Here is an 18,173-nt window from a genome sequence, read left to right as displayed (position 1 = left end):
GGTTAAGCTGTTACCAACGACAAACAGATTATTGGGGGAAACCAAATGACGGGCTTAACATTAGTTAATATCAAAAAAGAATACGAAAAAGGTGTAGTTTCGGTACAAGACTTTAACTTAGAAATTCGCGATAAAGAGTTTTTAGTACTAGTTGGACCTTCAGGTTGTGGTAAGTCAACGACACTTCGCATGATCGCAGGATTAGAAGATATTACAGATGGTGATTTATATATCGGAGACAAACGCGTTAACGACGTGTCACCAAAAGACCGCGACATCGCGATGGTTTTCCAAAACTACGCATTGTACCCGCATATGACTGTATATGAAAACATGGCGTTTAGTTTGAAATTACGCAAAATGAAAAAAGACGAGATTAAAGCACGTGTTGCCAACGCTTCAAAAATTTTAGGTTTAGACGATTACTTAAACCGTAAACCGAAAGCGCTATCAGGCGGTCAGCGTCAACGTGTCGCTTTAGGCCGTGCGATTGTCCGTGATGCTAAAGTCTTTTTGATGGATGAGCCTTTATCCAATCTTGACGCCAAACTACGTGTGCAAATGCGCGCAGAAATCCAAAAATTACACCGCCGTCTCCAAACGACGACCGTTTATGTAACACATGACCAAACAGAAGCGATGACAATGGCGACTCGTTTAGTTGTTATGAAAGATGGCTTTGTTCAGCAAGTCGGTACGCCAAAAGAAGTTTACGACTTACCGGAAAACATGTTTGTTGGCGGATTTATTGGTTCTCCTTCTATGAACTTTTTAACAGGCAAATTAGTTGGTAGCCATTTTGTCATGGGCGATTCCAAAGTTCTTATTCCAGAAAGCAAACTAAAAATGCTTCAAGACCAAGGCTATGAAAGCAAAAACCTTGTTCTTGGTATCCGTCCTGAAGATATTCACGATGAGCCGCTATTCTTGGAACATTCACCACATACAAAGCTCCAAGCATATATCGATGTTGCTGAATTGATGGGTGCGGAAATCATCTTGTACTCGAAAATCGATGACCAAGATTTCGTCGCACGTGTCGATTCTCGCTTTAACGTTGAAGCCGAATCTACAATCGATCTTGCATTTGATATGAATAAAGCCCATTTCTTTGATGGCGACTCTGAATTACGTATTCGTTAATCGAGAGTTTTGTTAGCCACCGAGTATGACTCGGTGGCTTCTTTTATTTAGCGGAGATTTCATTTGTTCACATAAAGGCCAACAAGTATTCCATAAAAAAAGCCACCCAATAGGGCAGCTCATTTGTTAAAATTCTTTAATTCCAGCAATGATTTGTTTCAAGGCATCAATCGATTTGAGTGGATCGTTTTGGCAATCCAAGCGGTGATTAATGTCTGGCAATAGTGTCGATTTTAAATTTGAGTTTGCTTTTAACAGCTCGAACGCACCTGCTGAGTAGTAGCGATCTTTGTCGCCAATAAAGCATAATGCTTCGTTTTCGCTGTTGACCATTGTGTTGAGAACCTGTTCTTGATTTAGTAATGGTGTTACCCACACAGCTTTAGCATCGCTAAATTCTGGGCGCAGCATTTCAGTTCCCATCGCAATCGTGCCAAGCGATTTGCCGACCAAGTAAAAGTCTTGATAGTTTCTTCCTTTAAGCACTTGGCTAATTACTAAACGCACATCGTGAACAATCGCTTCGTTCAATTCAGTCATCGTGAACTCGTCATATGCTTTGTCCGTATATTGGTAGTTTACTCGCAACACATCGTAATTTGCATTCAAGAAAATTTCTTCTGCGAAATGGAAAAGCGGACTTTTTGTTGTATATCCAGCACCTGGCAAGAAAATAGCCAATTTTTTTGTGTAATCTTCCGTTAGCATCACGGTATAAGGTACTTCAATCCCCTTGTAACCTACGACTTTGTTGTTAATTGCTTTCATAACTTTCACTCCTGTCTCTCTCTATTATAAAGAATATTCCATAAGTTTACTAAATATTTTTGAAATTAGCTATGATACAATCGATTTACCAGTATTTTTTCGGGGAGGCTAACAAATGATGACGGAAAAAGACAAAATGCTCGCTGGTGAAATGTACGATCCGGCTGATTCGACCTTGCGCCAAAATCGCATGAACGCTCGCCGACTTAGTCGACTGTTCAACGAAACTACCGAAATGGACGGCCAAGATCGTGCAGATTTGCTGAAAAAATTACTAGGCTCGACCGGCGATATGATTCACGTCGAACCAACCATTCGATGTGATTACGGATATAACATTCACGTCGGCGATAATTTTTATGCCAATTTCGACTGCGTGTTTCTTGATGTATGCGAAATCCGGATCGGCGACAATTGCATGATTGCTCCGGGAGTTCATATATACACAGCGACTCACCCGCTAAATGCCACAGCGCGAAACTCTGGCAAAGAATTTGGTAAACCCGTCACAATCGGCGACAATGTCTGGATCGGCGGTCGCGCCATTATTAATCCCGGCATCACGATTGGCGACAATGCAATTATCGCAGCTGGCGCCGTTGTTACTCAAGACGTGCCCGCCAATATGTTGGTAGGTGGCAATCCCGCACGAATCATTAAGCAAATAGAGGAATAAAAGCAATGCGCTCTGACGCGTTGCTTTTTTTACTTTCCATCATTATACAAATAAATTATGAAAAAGCGAATTTTTTGTAAGAAAATATGTTGAGAAGTTGGTGTAGCGATTTTGATCTCTTTAAAGGCTTTAAAAGTTCAGGTTAAAGCATTAAAAGTTCAGGTTAAGACTTCGAAAATTCATGTAAAGAGCTCAAAAATTCAGGTATAAATCGCTATCCATGTAAGGATGCTAAAAGTTCAGGTATAAGCTCTAAAAGTTCAGGTAAGAGTGCGAAAAGTTCAGGTAAAGAGCTCAAAAATTCATGTATAAATAGCCATCCCGGTAAAGACTCTAAAAGTTCAGGTATAAGCTTCAAAAGTTCAGGTAAGAGTGCGAAAAGTTCAGGTAAAGAGCTCAAAAATTCATGTATAAATCGCCATCCCGGTAAAGACTCTAAAAGTTCATGTATAAACTTCAAAAGTTCATGTAAAGAGTTCAAAAGTTCAGGTAAAGACCCCAAAACTTCACATCCCCCTTCCACACTCCCCAACAAAAAAATCCCCCAAGCAACATACGCCGCTTGGGGGATCACTCAACTTTACATCTCTACTTCTATGCCCGTACCATTTGCTTTTATTTTGCTGTAAACACCTTTGGCTACAGCGAGATCAAAATAAGCGGCGCCAACGCATTTGAAGAAGGTGATTTCCGATTCCGACTCACGGCCTGCAGCAGTTTCTACAACGATTTGCCCAAGTTCTGCATGCAGTTGATCGAATGACCAGGCGCCCGTTTTAACGGTGTGGATTAATTCGCCTGCTTCGTCTTTAACGCCTGGTAAGTCGTCAGCGACGATTTTGTCAGCGCGCAAGATGGTCGTTTCATCGACTTCGCGCATGCTTGGCAAATAAGAACCGACGCCGTTAATGTGCGTACCTGGTTTTAAATCGTCTCCGTTAAACACCGGATCGTTCGAACGGGTGGCGCAGCAAATGATGTCTGCTTGCTGAACGGCAGATGACACGTTTGGTTCGACTGTGTACGGAATATCGATACCGAATTCAACAAGCCGTTCACCAAACCGCTGTGCTTTTTCCGGTGTGCGGTTTACCAAAATTATTTTTTTGATGGGTCTCACTGCTAATACGCCAAGCACTTGCTCGAACGCCATGCCGCCTGTACCGATCACTGTCAGTACGCGACTATCTTTTCGTGCCAACAAATCCGTTGCAATTCCGCTAAGTGCGCCTGTGCGCAATCGCGTTAAATACGATGCCGTCATCATTGCCACATGTTCTCCGTTATCTCCGTCTGACAAAAGAATCACCCCTTGAGTCGTCGGCTTGTTTTGTGCCGGGTTTTCCGGAAAGATGGTGACGATTTTCACGCCTGAGATTTTATTGACCATATCTGCACTTGGCATATAAAGTGCTGAGGCTTGGCGTTCTGGAAAGCTAAGGACGGTGCGATGCGGGTTATTAATCTGGCCCTGCTCTTTTGCCCGAAGCATTTCTGTTACGTCGCGGATGGCGTCACTCATTTCGTATTGTTGCTGAATCTGTTGTTCGTTGATGATAAGCATGAAACCCCTCCTAAAAATATGCGCTTAAACGCGGCTTTCCTTCGCTACTAATGTAGCTGCTTTTTCTTGTTTTTGTGTGCCACTTAAATCTTTTACTGCCCAGATAGATAATAACGAAATCACGGCTGTTAACATGATATATAATGCTACCGGCACGTATGAGTTATCGAATGTCGCTAGCAAGAATGTTGCCACTAAAGGCGCTGTTCCCCCTGCTAATGCTGCACCAATTTGATAGCCTAATGTAACTCCCGTGTAACGAACTTTTGCATCGAAAATCTCTGAGAACATCGTTCCAAGAACTGCTGTGATTGGCGCCCAAATAACGCCTAGTCCAATGATTGTCGCAACGATTAACAATAGTACAGAACCTTGTTGCAACATCCAGAAGTAAGGGAAAGCGAACAAGCCCATCGCTACAGCGCCAGTCACGTACATTTTCTTACGTCCGACACGGTCAGACAATGCACCCATAATCGGGATCAAAATCGTCGTAATCACCGTTGCAATCATAACTGCTGCGAGTGTTGCTGTTCTTGAAAACTCAAGATTTGTTGTTGCGTAAGACACAACGAACGTACCAAAAATATAAAACGGTGCTGTTTCAACAACTTTTGCCCCAATGGCGATTAACACTTCACGCCAGTGATATTTTAATGTATCGACAATCGGCAATTTCGGAATTTCTCCAGATGCTTTCACTGCTTTAAATTCCGGTGTTTCGTCGATGCCTTTACGAATCCATAAACCAAATAAAACAAGAAACGCACTCAAGATAAACGGTACGCGCCAGCCCCAGCTCATAAATGCCGCTTCTGGCAATAAAGTCATCAAGTAAAGCGCCAAAGTTCCCATGACCATCCCGATCGTAACACCCATTTGTGGGATGCTTCCAAAAAATCCGCGTCTTTCAGGTGGTGCATATTCTGTCGCAAGTAGTAATGCGCCACCCCATTCTCCACCAATCCCAAGTCCTTGGATTAAACGAAGTGTGATTAACAAAATTGGTGCTGCAACTCCAATTGCTTGATAAGTTGGCAATAAACCCATTGCGAACGTTGCAAAGCCCATTAAACTCAACGTGATAACCAATGTCTTTTTGCGGCCAATGCGGTCGCCGATGTGACTGAAGATAATGCCACCAAATGGACGAATAAAGAATGATAATGCAAAAGATGCATAAGCGAGCATTAACCCAACTGTTGGATCTTCGTTGACAAAAAATAATTGGTTAAATACTAATGCTGCCATGGTGCCGTATAAAAAATAATCAAACCATTCAATCGAACTCCCCACAAGACTTGCCGTTAAAACTTTGCGTGTTTGCTTTTTATCCATTCTAACTTCCCCTTTACGAATAAATTGAAGTGACACTTTAATTCTCCCTTTTCAACAGTTTAGTCAGTTAGCAATATTCTGTCAATAACCTTCTTAAATTTTATTTTCAGCGTATGTACGTTATGATAGAGACAGAACATTTAGTAAAGAGGGGTTTCTGCATGTCGAACGGAACAATTGGGGTAACATTAAAAAATCTTCGCAAGGAGCGCAAATTGACCTTGAAAGAGTTAGCAGAGCAAACCAATGTCTCCATTAGCTTCTTATCGCAAGTCGAACGCGGAAAATCGAGCGTGACATTAGAATCGCTGCGGAAAATAGCAGATGCTTTAAATGTCGACCCTAGTCTTTTTTTCGCTAATGAAACCGAAAAAACCGATTGGGAATCTCGACTCGAAAAATTCCACTACAAAGATTTGTCACACGGCGTTAAAGAAGCAAATTTAGTCCCGATGCTGGTGACTATGAAACCTGCTGAATCCGAAGGTAATCCATTTGCTCATAGTGGTTATGAGTTTTTATTCGTATTGGATGGGGTGTTAACTGTCGAGGTGGACGGCGAACGTACCGAACTTACCAAGCGACAATCCATCATGTTTGATGCACGTAAAAGACATTATTGGTTTAACTTAACGGAGCACGATGTACAATTTTTACTCGTATCATCCAAAACGAATTAAGGGGAATCTGTCTATGCATCCAGTCAAAGATCCGCAAGTAGATGAATTTATCGAAGGGCTAGAAAACCCAGTACAAGACATCGTTTCAGAACTTCGCACATTGGTATTCGAAGCTTATCCAGAAATGGACGAAGGCTTTAAATGGGACAAGCCGAGTTACGCCAAAGAAGGTCTTGTGTGCTATATGCAAACGGCTAAAGGTCATGTCAATTTCGGCTTTTACCGCGGCGCGGAACTTCGCGACGAATCCAATCTACTCGAAGGTGACGGCAAAAAAATGCGGCACGTTCGCTTGAACCGGACCGACGAAATTAAGAGCGATGAACTGAAGCTATTGATTTGGGATGCGGTGGAATTAAACCGGAAATGATTAGCTGATTTTAGCGGACGTAAGACAGGTCGGCATAGAGCCGAGCTGGCTTATGTCCCAGGCATTTAAAGTTTCTAAATAAGAAAAACCGAGGCGGAATTCTGCCTCGGTTTTTCTTATTTTGTCGCTTCGTATGTGATGATGGAATTTGCGTTTTTTGGGTAGTGATCAACTTGATAGCCAGATGAAATAGCAACTTCTTTAAAGCCAATGTTTTCTAAAATAGTACGGAATTCTTCAACTCCGTACCAACGCATCGGATAGCGTTCGAGTTCGGTTTCGATCAACTTCCCTTCGCGCCAACGTTCATAACGCCCTTGTGAAACAAAGGTTTGGTGAATCCAATCCACTTTGATTTTCTTGCTTTCCACGGTTAACGTATCGCCATTAAGCGCTTGCCACGTTCGTGTAGAAGTTTTCTCCAGTTCGACACCTGCTGGCACATCCAAGTCGACAATTAATCGTCCCCCTGTCTCCAAATGGTTGTAGAAATTCTGAAGCGCTCTAAGCGATTTTTCACGTTCATCGAGCAACAGAAATGTCCCGGTCGGAATCACAATGGCTGCATATGTTCTATCAACCGAAAACGACTCCATTTTTGCATGAAATAAATTCGGATGGAAGCCATGTTTTTCACAATTGGTATGACACACCGTCAGCATTTCCTCGGATACATCAAAACCGTCTACTTCGAACCCTTTTTCAAGCAATGGCACAAGCAAACGTCCTGTTCCAGTTGCTGGTTCCAAAATGCGACCTTTGCATGAATCGAGCCGCTCCAAGTAATATTCAATATCCCCGAACGAACTACCAATCGGCTTATCGAGATCGTACACTTCTGACGACAACTTGCTGTAATACCCTAACAATGCCTCACCCCATCCGTTTTATGAAATCATCGCTAAGTTAACGATTACTGCAATTATATTCGGCACAGCCACCATCACTGCGTTTTTCATTTTTGTCACGCGCTGTTGCTTTTCGCGACGTTTTTCTGAACTTGTTGTTCTTGTTGACTTGTTTTTACCAGTGCCCAATGCCAAAACGCCCCATATCAATGCAACGCCAGCAACAATGCCGCTGATCATGTAAATTAATGACCAATCATTTAGTAAATACGCCACTAACACGCCAATTAAAGCAATCGCTGTTCCAGCTAAAAAGTATTTCATTATGTTCTCTCCTTTAGATACTGTATGTGGCTAAAATTCGCCTGCTCGTTAATTTTATCAAAAGTCACACGATAGAGGTAGTCGGAGAGTTGGAAATTTGTTTTCTTGTTATGTGTTGAGTAGATTTGTGGGTGTTACATGAGGTTTTCGACCATTTGCATGGGTTGTGATTTATACAGCAACTTTGCAGCCCTTACACGAATTTTTTGTCCTCTTACATGAACTTTCGAACTCTTTACATGAACTTTTCACCTCTTTACACTCATCACGATTTATACACGAACTTTTGATTCCCTTATATGAGCTTTTGAACTCTTTACACGAACTTTCGAACTCTTTACATGAACTTTCCCGCCCTCTACACGTATCGGAAATTTCACAACACCTTTTCACAAAACCAACCTCCCTACAATGCCTAGCAGTTCACATAAGCGAACTGCGCTATCCCCATAACCCCATAAAAAAACTGTCCACAAAAGCAGACAGCTGAAATACTTTTATAATTTTCGGTAGCGCTTCAAAGCAATGATGTTCATAAAGATAAACACCACCGCAAAAGCAGCGAGAGCCAGCAGGTTGCCCCGAGATATCCGATAACCCTTCTCCTCTATACATAATCGCTTTTAAGGAGTCGGCTGCGTAATATAGCGGCATGATGCGGCTTAAATTTTGCAGCCAATCGGCCATACCTTCGAGTGGGATAATACCGGCAAAAAAGATTTGTGGAATGACGACAATCGGGATAAACTGGACCATTTGGAATTCAGATGATGCGAAAGTTGATAACAGAATCCCAAGCGACAGCGCCACTAATGCCAGCATTAAATTGACAATAATAACATGCCACACTTGACCGATCATGATCATATCCAATACTTGTATCGAGTAAAATACGACGATAATGGTTTGGATAATCGCAAAGATGCCAAAACCCGTTAAGTAAGCCACAACAATTTCCCAGCGACGGATTGGTGTTGCTAATAAGCGTTCCAATGTTCCCGATACGCGTTCTTTTAACAAGCCAATGCCTGAAATGAGAAACACAAAAAAGAATACGAAAAAGCCGACTAGTATCGGTCCGAGCACATCAAAAAATGCGGTATCTTCATCCCCAAAAATGTATTCGGTCTCTATGCTCGGTGCGTTTCCTCCCCCTTGCATCGCTGCGATTTGTGTAATTTTCATAAGCAATGCACGAGATGTGCTTGGGTCATTATTTTCCAAAACCACTTGGAAACTGCCGTCTTTTATTTCTAACAAACCTGCTAGGTTGTCCGAAATGATGGTTTGATTATCGGCTGCATCATAAGAAACCACATCAATCGATGCGTTTTCCATCGCCGTGATGAGCGGTTCACTGCCTCCGACAACTGCGAGTCTCGGGTCTTCTGATTCGCCATTAAAGAAAAAATACATTAAAGTCAACACAATTAATGGGGCAAAAAACAGCAAAGCCATTGTCCGTTTGTCACGAAGTAATTGCAGCATGATGCGTCGAATTAGGGCTAGCGTTCTCATCGCGCATCCCTCCCTGCTTGCAGAAAGACTTCTTCTAAATCAGCTGCGCCATATGTCGTTTTCAGCTCGTCTGGTGTTCCAACTGCTAAAATCCCACCTTCACGAACCATGGCAATGCGGTCGCATTTTTCTGCTTCATCCATTACGTGAGTGGTTACGATAATCGTCTTCCCTTGCTCTTTTTTTAGTGTCATCAATTCACGCCATATGGATATGCGAAGTTCTGGGTCGATGCCGACAGTTGGCTCATCAAGAATTAGAATTTGCGGGTCGTGAACAAGCGCAATCGCTAAAGACAAGCGCCGTTTCATACCACCTGAATAAGCCGCGACTTTTTTTCCTAATTCGTCGGTTAACTCCACCAAATCTGCTGCATAAGCGATTCGGTCTTTCAAATTCGCTTTTTTCATTTTGTACAGTGATGCAAAGAAACTCAAATTTTCTTTTCCCGTCAATTCAGGGTACAAGGCATCTTCTTGAGCCATATAGCCAATGTTTTCGAGCAACGTCAAATTAGGGACTCGCTTGCCCAATACTTCTACTGTCCCATTCGTCGCGGATTCAATTCCGACAATCATTTTAACTAACGTTGTTTTCCCTGATCCTGATGGTCCGATCAAGCCAAAAATTTCACCTTCTGCAATTTGCAAGTCAACTTTTTTAAGTACTCCTGCTTTGCCATAAGCTTTACTGAGGTTATTGATGGAGATGCTATTATTCATGTGCATTCCCTCCAGTCGACTTCTTGTTACTTTGTATTGTACGCTCATTTCAAAAAAAACAAAGCAACAATTTCGCTGCTTTGTTTTAATTTCTATTTATTTCCATTCCTCAGCCAACATACCGTAAACTACGTGATCGACATAATGGTCGTATAGCCACTCAGCTTGGCGGATAGTGCCTTCTTCTTTAAAGCCTAGACGTTCAGGAATGCTGCGGCTTTTGTGATTTTCTGCGGCTGCACGAATTTCGACTTTATTCAACTTGAGCTCAGTTAGTGCATAATCAGTCAAAGCTTTTGCAACGCGCGTCATGATGCCCTTTCCTTGATATTCCTGCCCGAGCCAATAGCCAATATATGCGGTTTTGTTAGCTCCATTAATGCTGTTAAAGCCCCCAACTCCCACAATTTCTCCTTTGTACAAAATGGCTGCGCCTAAAGATTTGCCTTCAACAAAATTACTGCTACCGGATTTGATAAAATCTCTCGTGTCTTCTACTTTTGTTGTAAAATCGAGCCAAGGTAACCATTCTCTCAAATACTCTCTCGATACATCAGTCAGGCTAAAAATTCTTTCTGCATCACGCATTTCCAGAACTTTCAATGATAAGTCTTCGTCAATTTTATGTATGAACATGGAAAACACCCCTTTTATTGTATGCACCTATCGTAGCATAACTTCCAATAAAGTCTTTCTATTAATGGATGCTCTTATCACCAAATATTTCCGTTCATTGCATTTATCCAATGGGTGAACTACACTAACCGTAAGGTATGGAGATAGTCATTTGTAAGAAATAAACTTCTTTAAAGAAAGTGAGTTGAAAGCAATGGGAGAGTTTTTCACACCCGGTAACCAAGCACTTGGCGTCACGATTGCTGTTGGATTTATCGTCGTATTGACTCTAATTGGTGGCGCTTTATGGTTTACATTGATCAAAGCGCGCAAAAATGCAGCGAGCACCGAACCGCATGAATCAGATCATGCAATCGAATCATTACGTCAACGTTATGTGAGAGGCGAAATTAGTAAAGAACAATATGATGAGCAGTTGCGCTTGTTAAAAGAGTCACCAAAAAACTAATTGTGCAGTTTTTGTGGAGTTTCTTTTTTTCGTTTAATTTCCAGATTAAAGGGAAGCTAAAAAGAGAAGCTACAAAATCTGAAATTGGAGGTTTTATTGATGGCTAATGAACAACATGCAGAACTGATTAAGACTTTGCACGATTGCGCAGCAGCGTGCAACCACTGTTTTGATGCTTGCTTGCAAGAAGATGACGTGAAAATGATGGCGCAGTGCATTCGTCTAGACCGAGAATGCGCGGACATTTGTGCTTACCTCGAGCATGCCATTACACGTAATTCACCGTTTGTTGCAGAACTAGCGAAAGCTTGTGCAGCGATTTGTGAAGCTTGTGCAGAAGAATGTTCAAAACACGAACACGATCATTGTAAAAAATGTGCAGAAGCTTGTGCAAAATGCGCAGAAGCTTGCCGTAACGTAGCGTAATTTTCTCCATCAAAAGCCCGGTCGCAGGGAAATTCTCCGCGGCCGGGCTTTTGTATTGGCAGGAAGGTTCGCTTTTCTCCATAATAAAAGCAAAGGAGTGGATTCGGATGACTCGACATGTATTGGTTGTAGGTGCGGGGATTGGCGGTTTAACAGCGAGTTCACTACTCGCACAAGACGGTTGGTCTGTGACCTTGCTCGAAGCGTCTTCAGAACTTGGTGGCTGTGCTAGTAAATTCAAACGCCATAAGTATTTATTTCCTGTTGGTGCCACACTCGGTATGGGGTTAGAGCCAGGCGGCATTCACGAACGCGTTTTTCGTTATCTCGGTAAACCAATGTCCATCGAACCGCTCGCGCGCGTAATGGAAATGGTCCACCGGGATTCGACTTTTGTGTTTCATCAAGACCGGGCGCAACACGTTGACGGCATCGTTGCTCATTTTCCATCTCACAGTGAAAAAATTCGAGCGTTCTATAAAGAAATTTTTGCTGTAGCCGCGACTGTCCGCACGTTGATGGACCCTCTTCCTGCCTTGCCTCCCGCTACCGCAAACGAATGGGCTTATTTAGTAAAATCAATGCGGCCACAACACATCAAACTGCTTCCTTTTTTCAATCAAACCTTAGATCAGCGTTTAAAAAAGCATGACCTCAATGAATTGCATGAATTCCGTCATATGCTTGATGGGTTATTAATTGATAGCATGCAAACGGGTAGTGAAGATGTCGCGTATTTATTGGCAGCAGTAGCGCTGGATATTTATCATGAAGGGGCCTATTATGTACCTGGCGGCTTGTATCGTTTTGCTGAACTGATGGGTGACAGCTTAACCGAAAATGGTGGTGTGTTAAAAAAACGACGAACGATTGAAAAGCTAGAGCGCCAAGGTGATGGTTGGATTGCGACTGACCACCGCGGCAATACGTATGATGCAAGCGATGTTATTTTAAACGTACCGATTCAGCAATTGACGAAAATTTTAGCACCGGAACTTGTCTCTAAACTGAAAGTGTCATTGCGTGACGGTATTGCTGGGGAAACTTGGGCAACGTTGACACTTTACATGGCCATTGATTCAACCAAACTAGTCGAGCCATTACCGGCATTCAGGCAAATTTCTACTGGCGACGGACTTGCTGAAGGCGGCCATTTCTTTATGTCTTCTTCTCTTCTAAACGACGAATTACGTGCGCCTGAAGGCTTTCAAACGGTAACAATTTCCACCCATTCGCGAATCGCAGAATGGGACAGTCGAGAAAAATATGAAGAAACGCGCGAAATATTAACTGAACGTATACTGCAAGCGATTCAACAAGTGGTTCCTGGGTTTCGTGAGGCCATTGTCCATATGGAGAGCGGTGCGCCTAAAGCTTGGGAACGTTTTGCGGGTCGTGTTAATGGCTTGGTCGGTGGATTTCCTCAAACTTTAGATGCCTCTTTGTTCCATTCGATTTCGCATCATTCTGGATTGCCTAATCTATATGTTTGTGGCGATCACATTTTCCCAGGTGGCGGTACGATTGGCGCTGCTGCAAGTGGCATTCACGCCGCGCGCTCAGTTTCTGGTAAACGATTAATCTAGAGAAAACCACTGCAGAAAAAAAATCTGCAGTGGTTTTTTTAATGAACCCATTTATAGCCGATTCCCCATACCGTCAGGAAATGATCATCGACGGGAAAACCTGCTTGGCGAACTTTTTCTCGAATATTGCGGACATGTGAATCGACTGTTCGTCCTTCTGTTTCCGAATCGTAACCCCATACTAACTCTAATAACCGGTCGCGTTCGAATACTTTATTCGGATTTTTCATTAACAGCCCGAGCATTGAAAACTCTTTTGGGGTGAGGCGAATCGATTTTTGTTCATAATTCAATTCGAAACTTTCTTCGTCCCAAAGTAACCCTTTAAACTCAACCCGGTTTGCAGGAGCACTTCGGCGCAATAAAGCTTCCATGCGCGCGAGCAACTCTTCTTCGCCGAAAGGTTTTGTCATGTAATCGTCTGCACCGAGACGCAGTCCTTTGACGACGTCTTCTTGTTGTTCACGAGCTGTCAGCATAATGATCGGGACACTCGAAAACTTGCGGATGTCTCGGCATACTTCCCAACCATCCATATCTGGCATCATAATATCCAGCAACACCAAATCAAAAGATTCTTTTTTCAATAACTCCAATGCTAGTTTGCCATTGTCTGCTTTTGTGCAAACGTAGTTATGTGGCCGCAAATAAAGGGCAACTAAATCGAGCATTCGTTTTTCATCGTCCACTAACAATACTTTATGAATGGTCTCCACCTCTTTTCAATCGAATGGTCACAGTCGTTCCTTTGCCAAATTGGCTATCGATGTTGATCTGCCCACCATGCGATTCCATGATTTCTTTAGCAATTGCCAGTCCAAGTCCCGAACCGCCTCTTTCCCGCGATCTCGATTTTTCCACGCGGTAAAGTCGATCAAAAACAAATGGCAGTTCATCTTCAGGTATTCCTTGCCCTTCGTCACTAATTCGGATTGCGATTTTATCATCTTCCTCAGTGCACGTCGTCTTCACGCTTCCGCCTGCAAACGAGTGCTTACGGGCATTGTCTAAAATATTGAGCAACACTTGTTGAATTCGTTCGGAATCGATAAACGCTTGCAAGTCTTCGCTGCAATTTACCGACAAGGTAAGTTGTTTATCATCAAATGCTGGTTTTACTAAAACAGCAACGGAATTTAACAATTCAGCGATTGAGACGTCTTTTTGTTCAATCGTAAATTGATTGCGGTCCAATTTCGCCAAATCAAATAAATTCCCAATTAACAACGTTAAATGAGCTGTTTCTTCGCGAATAATACTCAAATATTCTTCGCGCTCTCGCTCTGTTGTGTCCCCGCGTTCCAAAATATCAGCATAACCTTTAATATAAGTTAACGGAGTCCGCAATTCATGAGAAATACTCGACAGAAATTCATTGCGCGCTTTTTTCAACCGGTCAAGGTCTGTCGATAATTTGGTAATTGCATTCGCTAATTCGCCAAGCTCATCATTTCGTTCATTTGTTAAATCGACTCGATTGTTGCCTTGGCTTAACTGTTCAGTGGCTTCTTTCATACGAATTAAAGGCAGCGTAATAAACCGTGACAATAGTAAAATCGTAATAATCGTTACAACCAAAGCGATCAGCGCTACTAACAGAAACTGGTTTTTCAAATGAGCAACGATGCGATCAATATTGTCCGTTGGCGAAAACATAAAAATATGCCCGGCGTGTTGCCCATCAATCGTAATCGGGCTATCTGTTGCGATGTAGCGCTTGCTTTGCCAATCTTCCTCGACAATTTCACCTTGTGGTGGCATTTCTTCAAATTCTGTATGTTCAAGTACAGCCACCATTTCTGGTTCCAATGCATCCGAATTAACTAAGATTTCGCCCTCTTCATCAGTAATAACAACAATAAAATCAGTTGCCGCTTCCATCATCCCCACATGGCTCAACGTCACTTCTTCAAAACTGTCGGCTAACACTTCGCTATGTGTTTCACCACGCGCTAGCAAATTCTCCATCACTTCGTCTACCCGTTCATTGACCAAAGTTACATACAGCGTTGTAAACAAGAACGCTTCAATAATTAAAATAAAGATAAAAAACAGCATACCGATTTTCAAAGATAGTTTATTGAACATAAGAACCTCCGCTGTTATCCAGCATTTCTTTTTATTGCTCTACTTGTCCAGCATTTAAAATCTGCTTCCAGTTATCGTCTTCAAAAATAAACGCGTGACCGGCTGCTGTGTAAATGGTAAGTTGTTCTTTTTGTAGCGGGTTTTGAGCGATGTATAAAATCCCATCTTCCGGTAAGTCCGGCAATTCAATTGACTGCTCATTGCCCGTTTCTAACGTATAGTTGATCAGCTCTGCTTGTGTGCCATACGTTGCGAAATACAGCGAATCTTCATTGAAAAACACAGCCGTCCCGAAAATTCCATCTTTTGTAAGTGGCGAAAAGCTATCTCCGCCATCTTCTGATAAGAAAACGCCCTCAGCTGAAGCTGCAGCAATTAATTGCGAATCACTTGGATGCATCGCAAAAGCAGACACTTCGCTCGGTAATCCCGATCCACTTACTTGTTGCCACTCTTGCCCTTCATTTTCACTATGAAAATACCCTGGGCCCATCTGAGAATTTTCTTGAGGGTTCATGACGAACATGTGATGGCTACGATAACCGACCGCCATATGATGAAAATCTGTTTCGCCTTCAAAGCCCATGTGATCGAGTGAACGACCTCCGTCTTTACTGCGTTGGATTCCAATTGGATTTTGCATCATGGAACCCGGTCCTGGGTGGCCAGATGTATAAAATCCATCCGCTACTGCGTTAAATCCCATATAATCATTCGCGTGTTCAGTTGCTTCTAACCACTGTCCATCACGGTAAATTCGTAAGCCATTATGTGATGCCAAGTATAAGCCTTCTTCATTTTCGATATAGCCCATGCCATGAACATGCTCAATGCTACCATCGAATGCTACTTCAAAATCCTCCGAATTTGGGGTGGTTTCGTTATTTGATGTAGTTGATTCTTCGCTTTGTGCGCATCCGACAAGCAGTAATCCTGTCATTATAGGAGTTAAAATCCATCTTGCTTTCATTTTATTCATCCTCCGATCATTATTTAGGTTTCATTGTACAGGAAAAGTTTTGAGTTTTGGTGCAGATTCTGCACAGCAATTGCACAATTTGGGGGTAAAGTACACTTACTAACAAAATGAAAGAGGGATTTAGATGATTAAAAAGAAATTTTTGCTACTCACAATGTCGACTTTAACAGCCATTACATTAGCTGCTTGCAGTGATACAGAAGAAGAAGATATGAACCCAGCAGACCCGGATACGCACGTTGAAATGAATGAAGAAAAAGATGATGATGCAGGTCACGGTGACATGGATCATTCTAGTTCTGCTGAAGTGCCTGAAGGATTGGCAGAGTCGGATAGCCCAACATTTGAAGTTGGCAGCCAAGCGATAATCAATGCTGATCATATGCCAGGCATGGATGGTGCTGAAGCGACTATCGTCGGCGCATACGACACAACGGTTTACGCATTGAGCTTTACACCAACTACAGGTGGAGAACCCGTTGAAAATCACAAATGGGTCATTCACGAAGAGTTAGAAGATGCTGGTGACATGCCACTTTCAGCTGGCGATGAAGCAGTAATTGCTGCAGATCATATGGCAGGCATGGACGGAGCCAATGCAACGATCGATACTGCAGAAGAAACGACGGTTTATATGGTCGACTTTACCACTACCGATAGTGGTGAAGAAGTAGTTAATCATAAATGGATAACTGAAAGCGAGTTATCTGCTGAATAAATGATGAAATCCCCTGCATGTTTGCAGGGGATTTTTTTGTGGGAGGATGTTTTGTGTGGTGCGTTGGGGGGTTACGCGCGGTGATGGGGAAATACGCGCGGTTGTGCGATGGTTATGCGCGGTCCCGAAAAAATACGCGCGGTCCGCGATTCTTACGCACGTTCCAGCGAAAATACGCGCGAGCTCGGGAGTTACGCGCGGTGATGGAAAAATACGCGCGGTTGCGCGACGGTTATGCGCGGTCCTGAAAAAATACGCGCGGTCCGCGATTCTTACGCGCGTTCCAGCGAAAATACGCGCGAGCTCGGGTGTTACGCGCGATGTGGCGGAGCTTACGCGCGGTCCCGAAAAAATACGCGCGGTCCGCGATTCTTACGCGCGTTCCAGCGAAAATACGCGCGAGCTCGGGTGTTACGCGCGGTGTGGCGGAGCTTACGCGCGGTCCCGAAAAAATACACGCGGCCCGCGATTCTTACGCACGTTCCAGCGAAAATACGCGCGCACCACAAAACCTACCCAAAAACCTAAACCCCCAATTACACAAAAAAGCACGGCAGAAAAATCTGCCGTGCGCTAAACCTAACCCCTTAAGACAGCAACGAAATTCGCTCACTGTACGTGTCGATCAAGTTTTGATTATGTTCGTCGGACCCGTCGATATTGCCACTTAAAAATATCGGCGGCGCAAATCGAGCGTCTGCCATTTCTTTAATCGCTTCTGCAAAAATCGCATTCAAGATTGTGGCTCCGACTACTGTTGATGTCGGACCGAATGGAACATCAACGCCTTCGTACGATAGGACCGCATCTCCTGAAACAGAATGATTGTCGATTACCAAATCTACCGAATTGAAAAGATGTTTGCCGGTGCTATGTCGAGAGGCCTGACTGCTTGAATAAGCAAGCGAGGTAATGCCAATCACAAATGCGCCTTTTTCACGTGCTGCTAGAGCTACGTCTACCGGCACTGGATTGCGACCAGATGTTGAAATAACAAAAACCACATCGTCTTTTTGAAAATCCTGGTCTTTCAAGAAACTCGCTGCATAGTCATTTTGACGCTCGAGCTGAGATGACTGAACTGCGCCTTCGTGCAACATTAACGGTTCCACGAAAATCGGCTTAATCGGCACCAAGCCACCAGCACGGTAAAACACTTCTTCGGTCAAAATATGTGAGTGTCCACAACCAAATAGTTGAATGATTCCACCCGATTGGATGGCAGTTGCTACTTTTTTAGCAGCGGACAGCATTGCTTGTGTTTCATTTTTTTCTACAAGGTCTAGACGTTCATGCGCTTGCTTGAAATAGCTTTTTAACATTGTGACTCAACTCCACATC

General features: G+C 43.1%; 20 protein-coding genes and 1 pseudogene. 8 read left to right on the top strand and 13 right to left on the bottom strand.

Annotated elements, in window-relative coordinates; genetic code table 11:
* The first annotated feature begins 45 nt into the window (after positions 1-45).
* Positions 46-1,143 carry an ABC transporter ATP-binding protein gene (locus MLE13_RS10260; protein ID WP_240749616.1) on the top strand — a complete coding sequence of 366 codons (1,098 nt, stop codon included), beginning with the start codon at positions 46-48 and terminating at the stop codon, positions 1,141-1,143.
* 126 nt (positions 1,144-1,269) lie between these two features.
* Here MLE13_RS10260 and MLE13_RS10255 read toward each other — a convergent pair whose 3' ends face one another.
* On the bottom strand, positions 1,270-1,911 hold the full coding sequence (locus MLE13_RS10255) for an alpha/beta family hydrolase (protein ID WP_240749615.1): 642 nt from the start codon (positions 1,909-1,911) through the stop codon (positions 1,270-1,272).
* A 115-nt stretch (positions 1,912-2,026) separates the two neighbouring features.
* On the opposite strand from MLE13_RS10255, the gene MLE13_RS10250 reads away from it, so the two are divergent.
* The gene (locus MLE13_RS10250) at positions 2,027-2,587 is read left to right on the top strand and encodes a maltose acetyltransferase domain-containing protein (RefSeq protein ID WP_240749614.1); all 561 of its coding nucleotides are present in this window, start codon (positions 2,027-2,029) and stop codon (positions 2,585-2,587) included.
* A 214-nt stretch (positions 2,588-2,801) separates the two neighbouring features.
* Here MLE13_RS10250 and MLE13_RS10245 read toward each other — a convergent pair whose 3' ends face one another.
* The 3 genes from MLE13_RS10245 to MLE13_RS10235 are packed head-to-tail and all read right to left on the bottom strand — an operon-like array spanning position 2,802 to position 5,489.
* Complete coding sequence (locus MLE13_RS10245) at positions 2,802-3,119, bottom strand: hypothetical protein (protein ID WP_240749613.1); 318 nt, start codon at positions 3,117-3,119, stop codon at positions 2,802-2,804.
* A gap of 48 nt (positions 3,120-3,167) precedes the next feature.
* Positions 3,168-4,151, bottom strand: a complete 984-nt coding sequence (locus MLE13_RS10240) for an ornithine cyclodeaminase family protein (protein WP_240749612.1) — start codon at positions 4,149-4,151, stop codon at positions 3,168-3,170.
* 24 nt (positions 4,152-4,175) lie between these two features.
* Positions 4,176-5,489 carry an MFS transporter gene (locus MLE13_RS10235; RefSeq protein ID WP_240749611.1) on the bottom strand — a complete coding sequence of 438 codons (1,314 nt, stop codon included), beginning with the start codon at positions 5,487-5,489 and terminating at the stop codon, positions 4,176-4,178.
* A 161-nt stretch (positions 5,490-5,650) separates the two neighbouring features.
* Between MLE13_RS10235 and MLE13_RS10230 the strand changes: the two genes are divergently transcribed.
* Both MLE13_RS10230 and MLE13_RS10225 read left to right on the top strand, forming a co-directional pair.
* Positions 5,651-6,169: a helix-turn-helix domain-containing protein gene (locus MLE13_RS10230; protein WP_008497335.1), complete on the top strand. Its 519-nt coding sequence runs from the start codon at positions 5,651-5,653 to the stop codon at positions 6,167-6,169.
* 13 nt (positions 6,170-6,182) lie between these two features.
* Positions 6,183-6,539: a DUF1801 domain-containing protein gene (locus MLE13_RS10225; RefSeq protein WP_240749610.1), complete on the top strand. Its 357-nt coding sequence runs from the start codon at positions 6,183-6,185 to the stop codon at positions 6,537-6,539.
* 116 nt (positions 6,540-6,655) lie between these two features.
* On the opposite strand, the gene MLE13_RS10220 is transcribed toward MLE13_RS10225, so the two are convergent.
* The 5 genes and pseudogenes from MLE13_RS10220 to MLE13_RS10200 all read right to left on the bottom strand — a co-directional run bounded on the left by MLE13_RS10220 (position 6,656) and on the right by MLE13_RS10200 (position 10,587).
* Positions 6,656-7,408: a class I SAM-dependent methyltransferase gene (locus MLE13_RS10220; RefSeq protein WP_240749609.1), complete on the bottom strand. Its 753-nt coding sequence runs from the start codon at positions 7,406-7,408 to the stop codon at positions 6,656-6,658.
* A gap of 18 nt (positions 7,409-7,426) precedes the next feature.
* On the bottom strand, positions 7,427-7,711 hold the full coding sequence (locus MLE13_RS10215) for a DUF5316 domain-containing protein (RefSeq protein ID WP_008432718.1): 285 nt from the start codon (positions 7,709-7,711) through the stop codon (positions 7,427-7,429).
* A gap of 497 nt (positions 7,712-8,208) precedes the next feature.
* A pseudogene (locus MLE13_RS10210) lies at positions 8,209-9,229 on the bottom strand (ABC transporter permease).
* Positions 9,226-9,951 (bottom strand): ABC transporter ATP-binding protein, encoded by a 726-nt coding sequence (locus tag MLE13_RS10205; RefSeq protein ID WP_240749608.1) that lies wholly within the window; start codon positions 9,949-9,951, stop codon positions 9,226-9,228. The pseudogene MLE13_RS10210 and the gene MLE13_RS10205 overlap by 4 nt, the downstream one beginning before the upstream one ends.
* Before the next feature lie 96 nt (positions 9,952-10,047).
* Positions 10,048-10,587: a GNAT family N-acetyltransferase gene (locus MLE13_RS10200; RefSeq protein ID WP_240749607.1), complete on the bottom strand. Its 540-nt coding sequence runs from the start codon at positions 10,585-10,587 to the stop codon at positions 10,048-10,050.
* A 193-nt stretch (positions 10,588-10,780) separates the two neighbouring features.
* Between MLE13_RS10200 and MLE13_RS10195 the strand changes: the two genes are divergently transcribed.
* From MLE13_RS10195 to MLE13_RS10185, 3 genes are all read left to right on the top strand, one after another.
* Positions 10,781-11,035 (top strand): SHOCT domain-containing protein, encoded by a 255-nt coding sequence (locus MLE13_RS10195; RefSeq protein WP_240749606.1) that lies wholly within the window; start codon positions 10,781-10,783, stop codon positions 11,033-11,035.
* Positions 11,036-11,134: 99 nt separating this feature from the next.
* On the top strand, positions 11,135-11,461 hold the full coding sequence (locus MLE13_RS10190) for a four-helix bundle copper-binding protein (RefSeq protein WP_240749605.1): 327 nt from the start codon (positions 11,135-11,137) through the stop codon (positions 11,459-11,461).
* A 107-nt stretch (positions 11,462-11,568) separates the two neighbouring features.
* Entirely contained in the window at positions 11,569-13,047 is a 1,479-nt protein-coding gene (locus tag MLE13_RS10185; RefSeq protein ID WP_240749604.1) for a phytoene desaturase family protein, read from the top strand.
* Positions 13,048-13,085: 38 nt separating this feature from the next.
* On the opposite strand, the gene MLE13_RS10180 is transcribed toward MLE13_RS10185, so the two are convergent.
* From MLE13_RS10180 to MLE13_RS10170, 3 genes are read right to left on the bottom strand one after another with little or no spacing between them, the layout of a single operon-like run.
* The gene (locus MLE13_RS10180) at positions 13,086-13,754 is read right to left on the bottom strand and encodes a response regulator transcription factor (RefSeq protein ID WP_240749670.1); all 669 of its coding nucleotides are present in this window, start codon (positions 13,752-13,754) and stop codon (positions 13,086-13,088) included.
* Entirely contained in the window at positions 13,747-15,135 is a 1,389-nt protein-coding gene (locus MLE13_RS10175) for a sensor histidine kinase (RefSeq protein WP_240749603.1), read from the bottom strand. The genes MLE13_RS10180 and MLE13_RS10175 overlap by 8 nt, the downstream gene beginning before the upstream one ends.
* Positions 15,136-15,166: 31 nt before the next feature.
* Entirely contained in the window at positions 15,167-16,105 is a 939-nt protein-coding gene (locus tag MLE13_RS10170; RefSeq protein WP_240749602.1) for a F510_1955 family glycosylhydrolase, read from the bottom strand.
* 133 nt (positions 16,106-16,238) lie between these two features.
* Here MLE13_RS10170 and MLE13_RS10165 point away from each other — a divergent pair, with 133 nt between their 5' ends.
* Entirely contained in the window at positions 16,239-16,832 is a 594-nt protein-coding gene (locus MLE13_RS10165; RefSeq protein ID WP_240749601.1) for a YdhK family protein, read from the top strand.
* Between the two features lie 587 nt (positions 16,833-17,419).
* Here the strand turns inward: MLE13_RS10165 and MLE13_RS10160 are convergent.
* Positions 17,420-18,154 carry an SIS domain-containing protein gene (locus MLE13_RS10160; RefSeq protein ID WP_240749600.1) on the bottom strand — a complete coding sequence of 245 codons (735 nt, stop codon included), beginning with the start codon at positions 18,152-18,154 and terminating at the stop codon, positions 17,420-17,422.
* Positions 18,155-18,173 lie beyond the last annotated feature (19 nt).

It is taken from the genome of Planococcus halocryophilus (genome assembly GCF_022489025.1).
GTDB classification, from domain to species: domain Bacteria; phylum Bacillota; class Bacilli; order Bacillales_A; family Planococcaceae; genus Planococcus; species Planococcus halocryophilus_A.
Note: the sequence above shows the minus strand (reverse complement) of the source record. Positions and strands in the feature narration are given on the sequence as shown.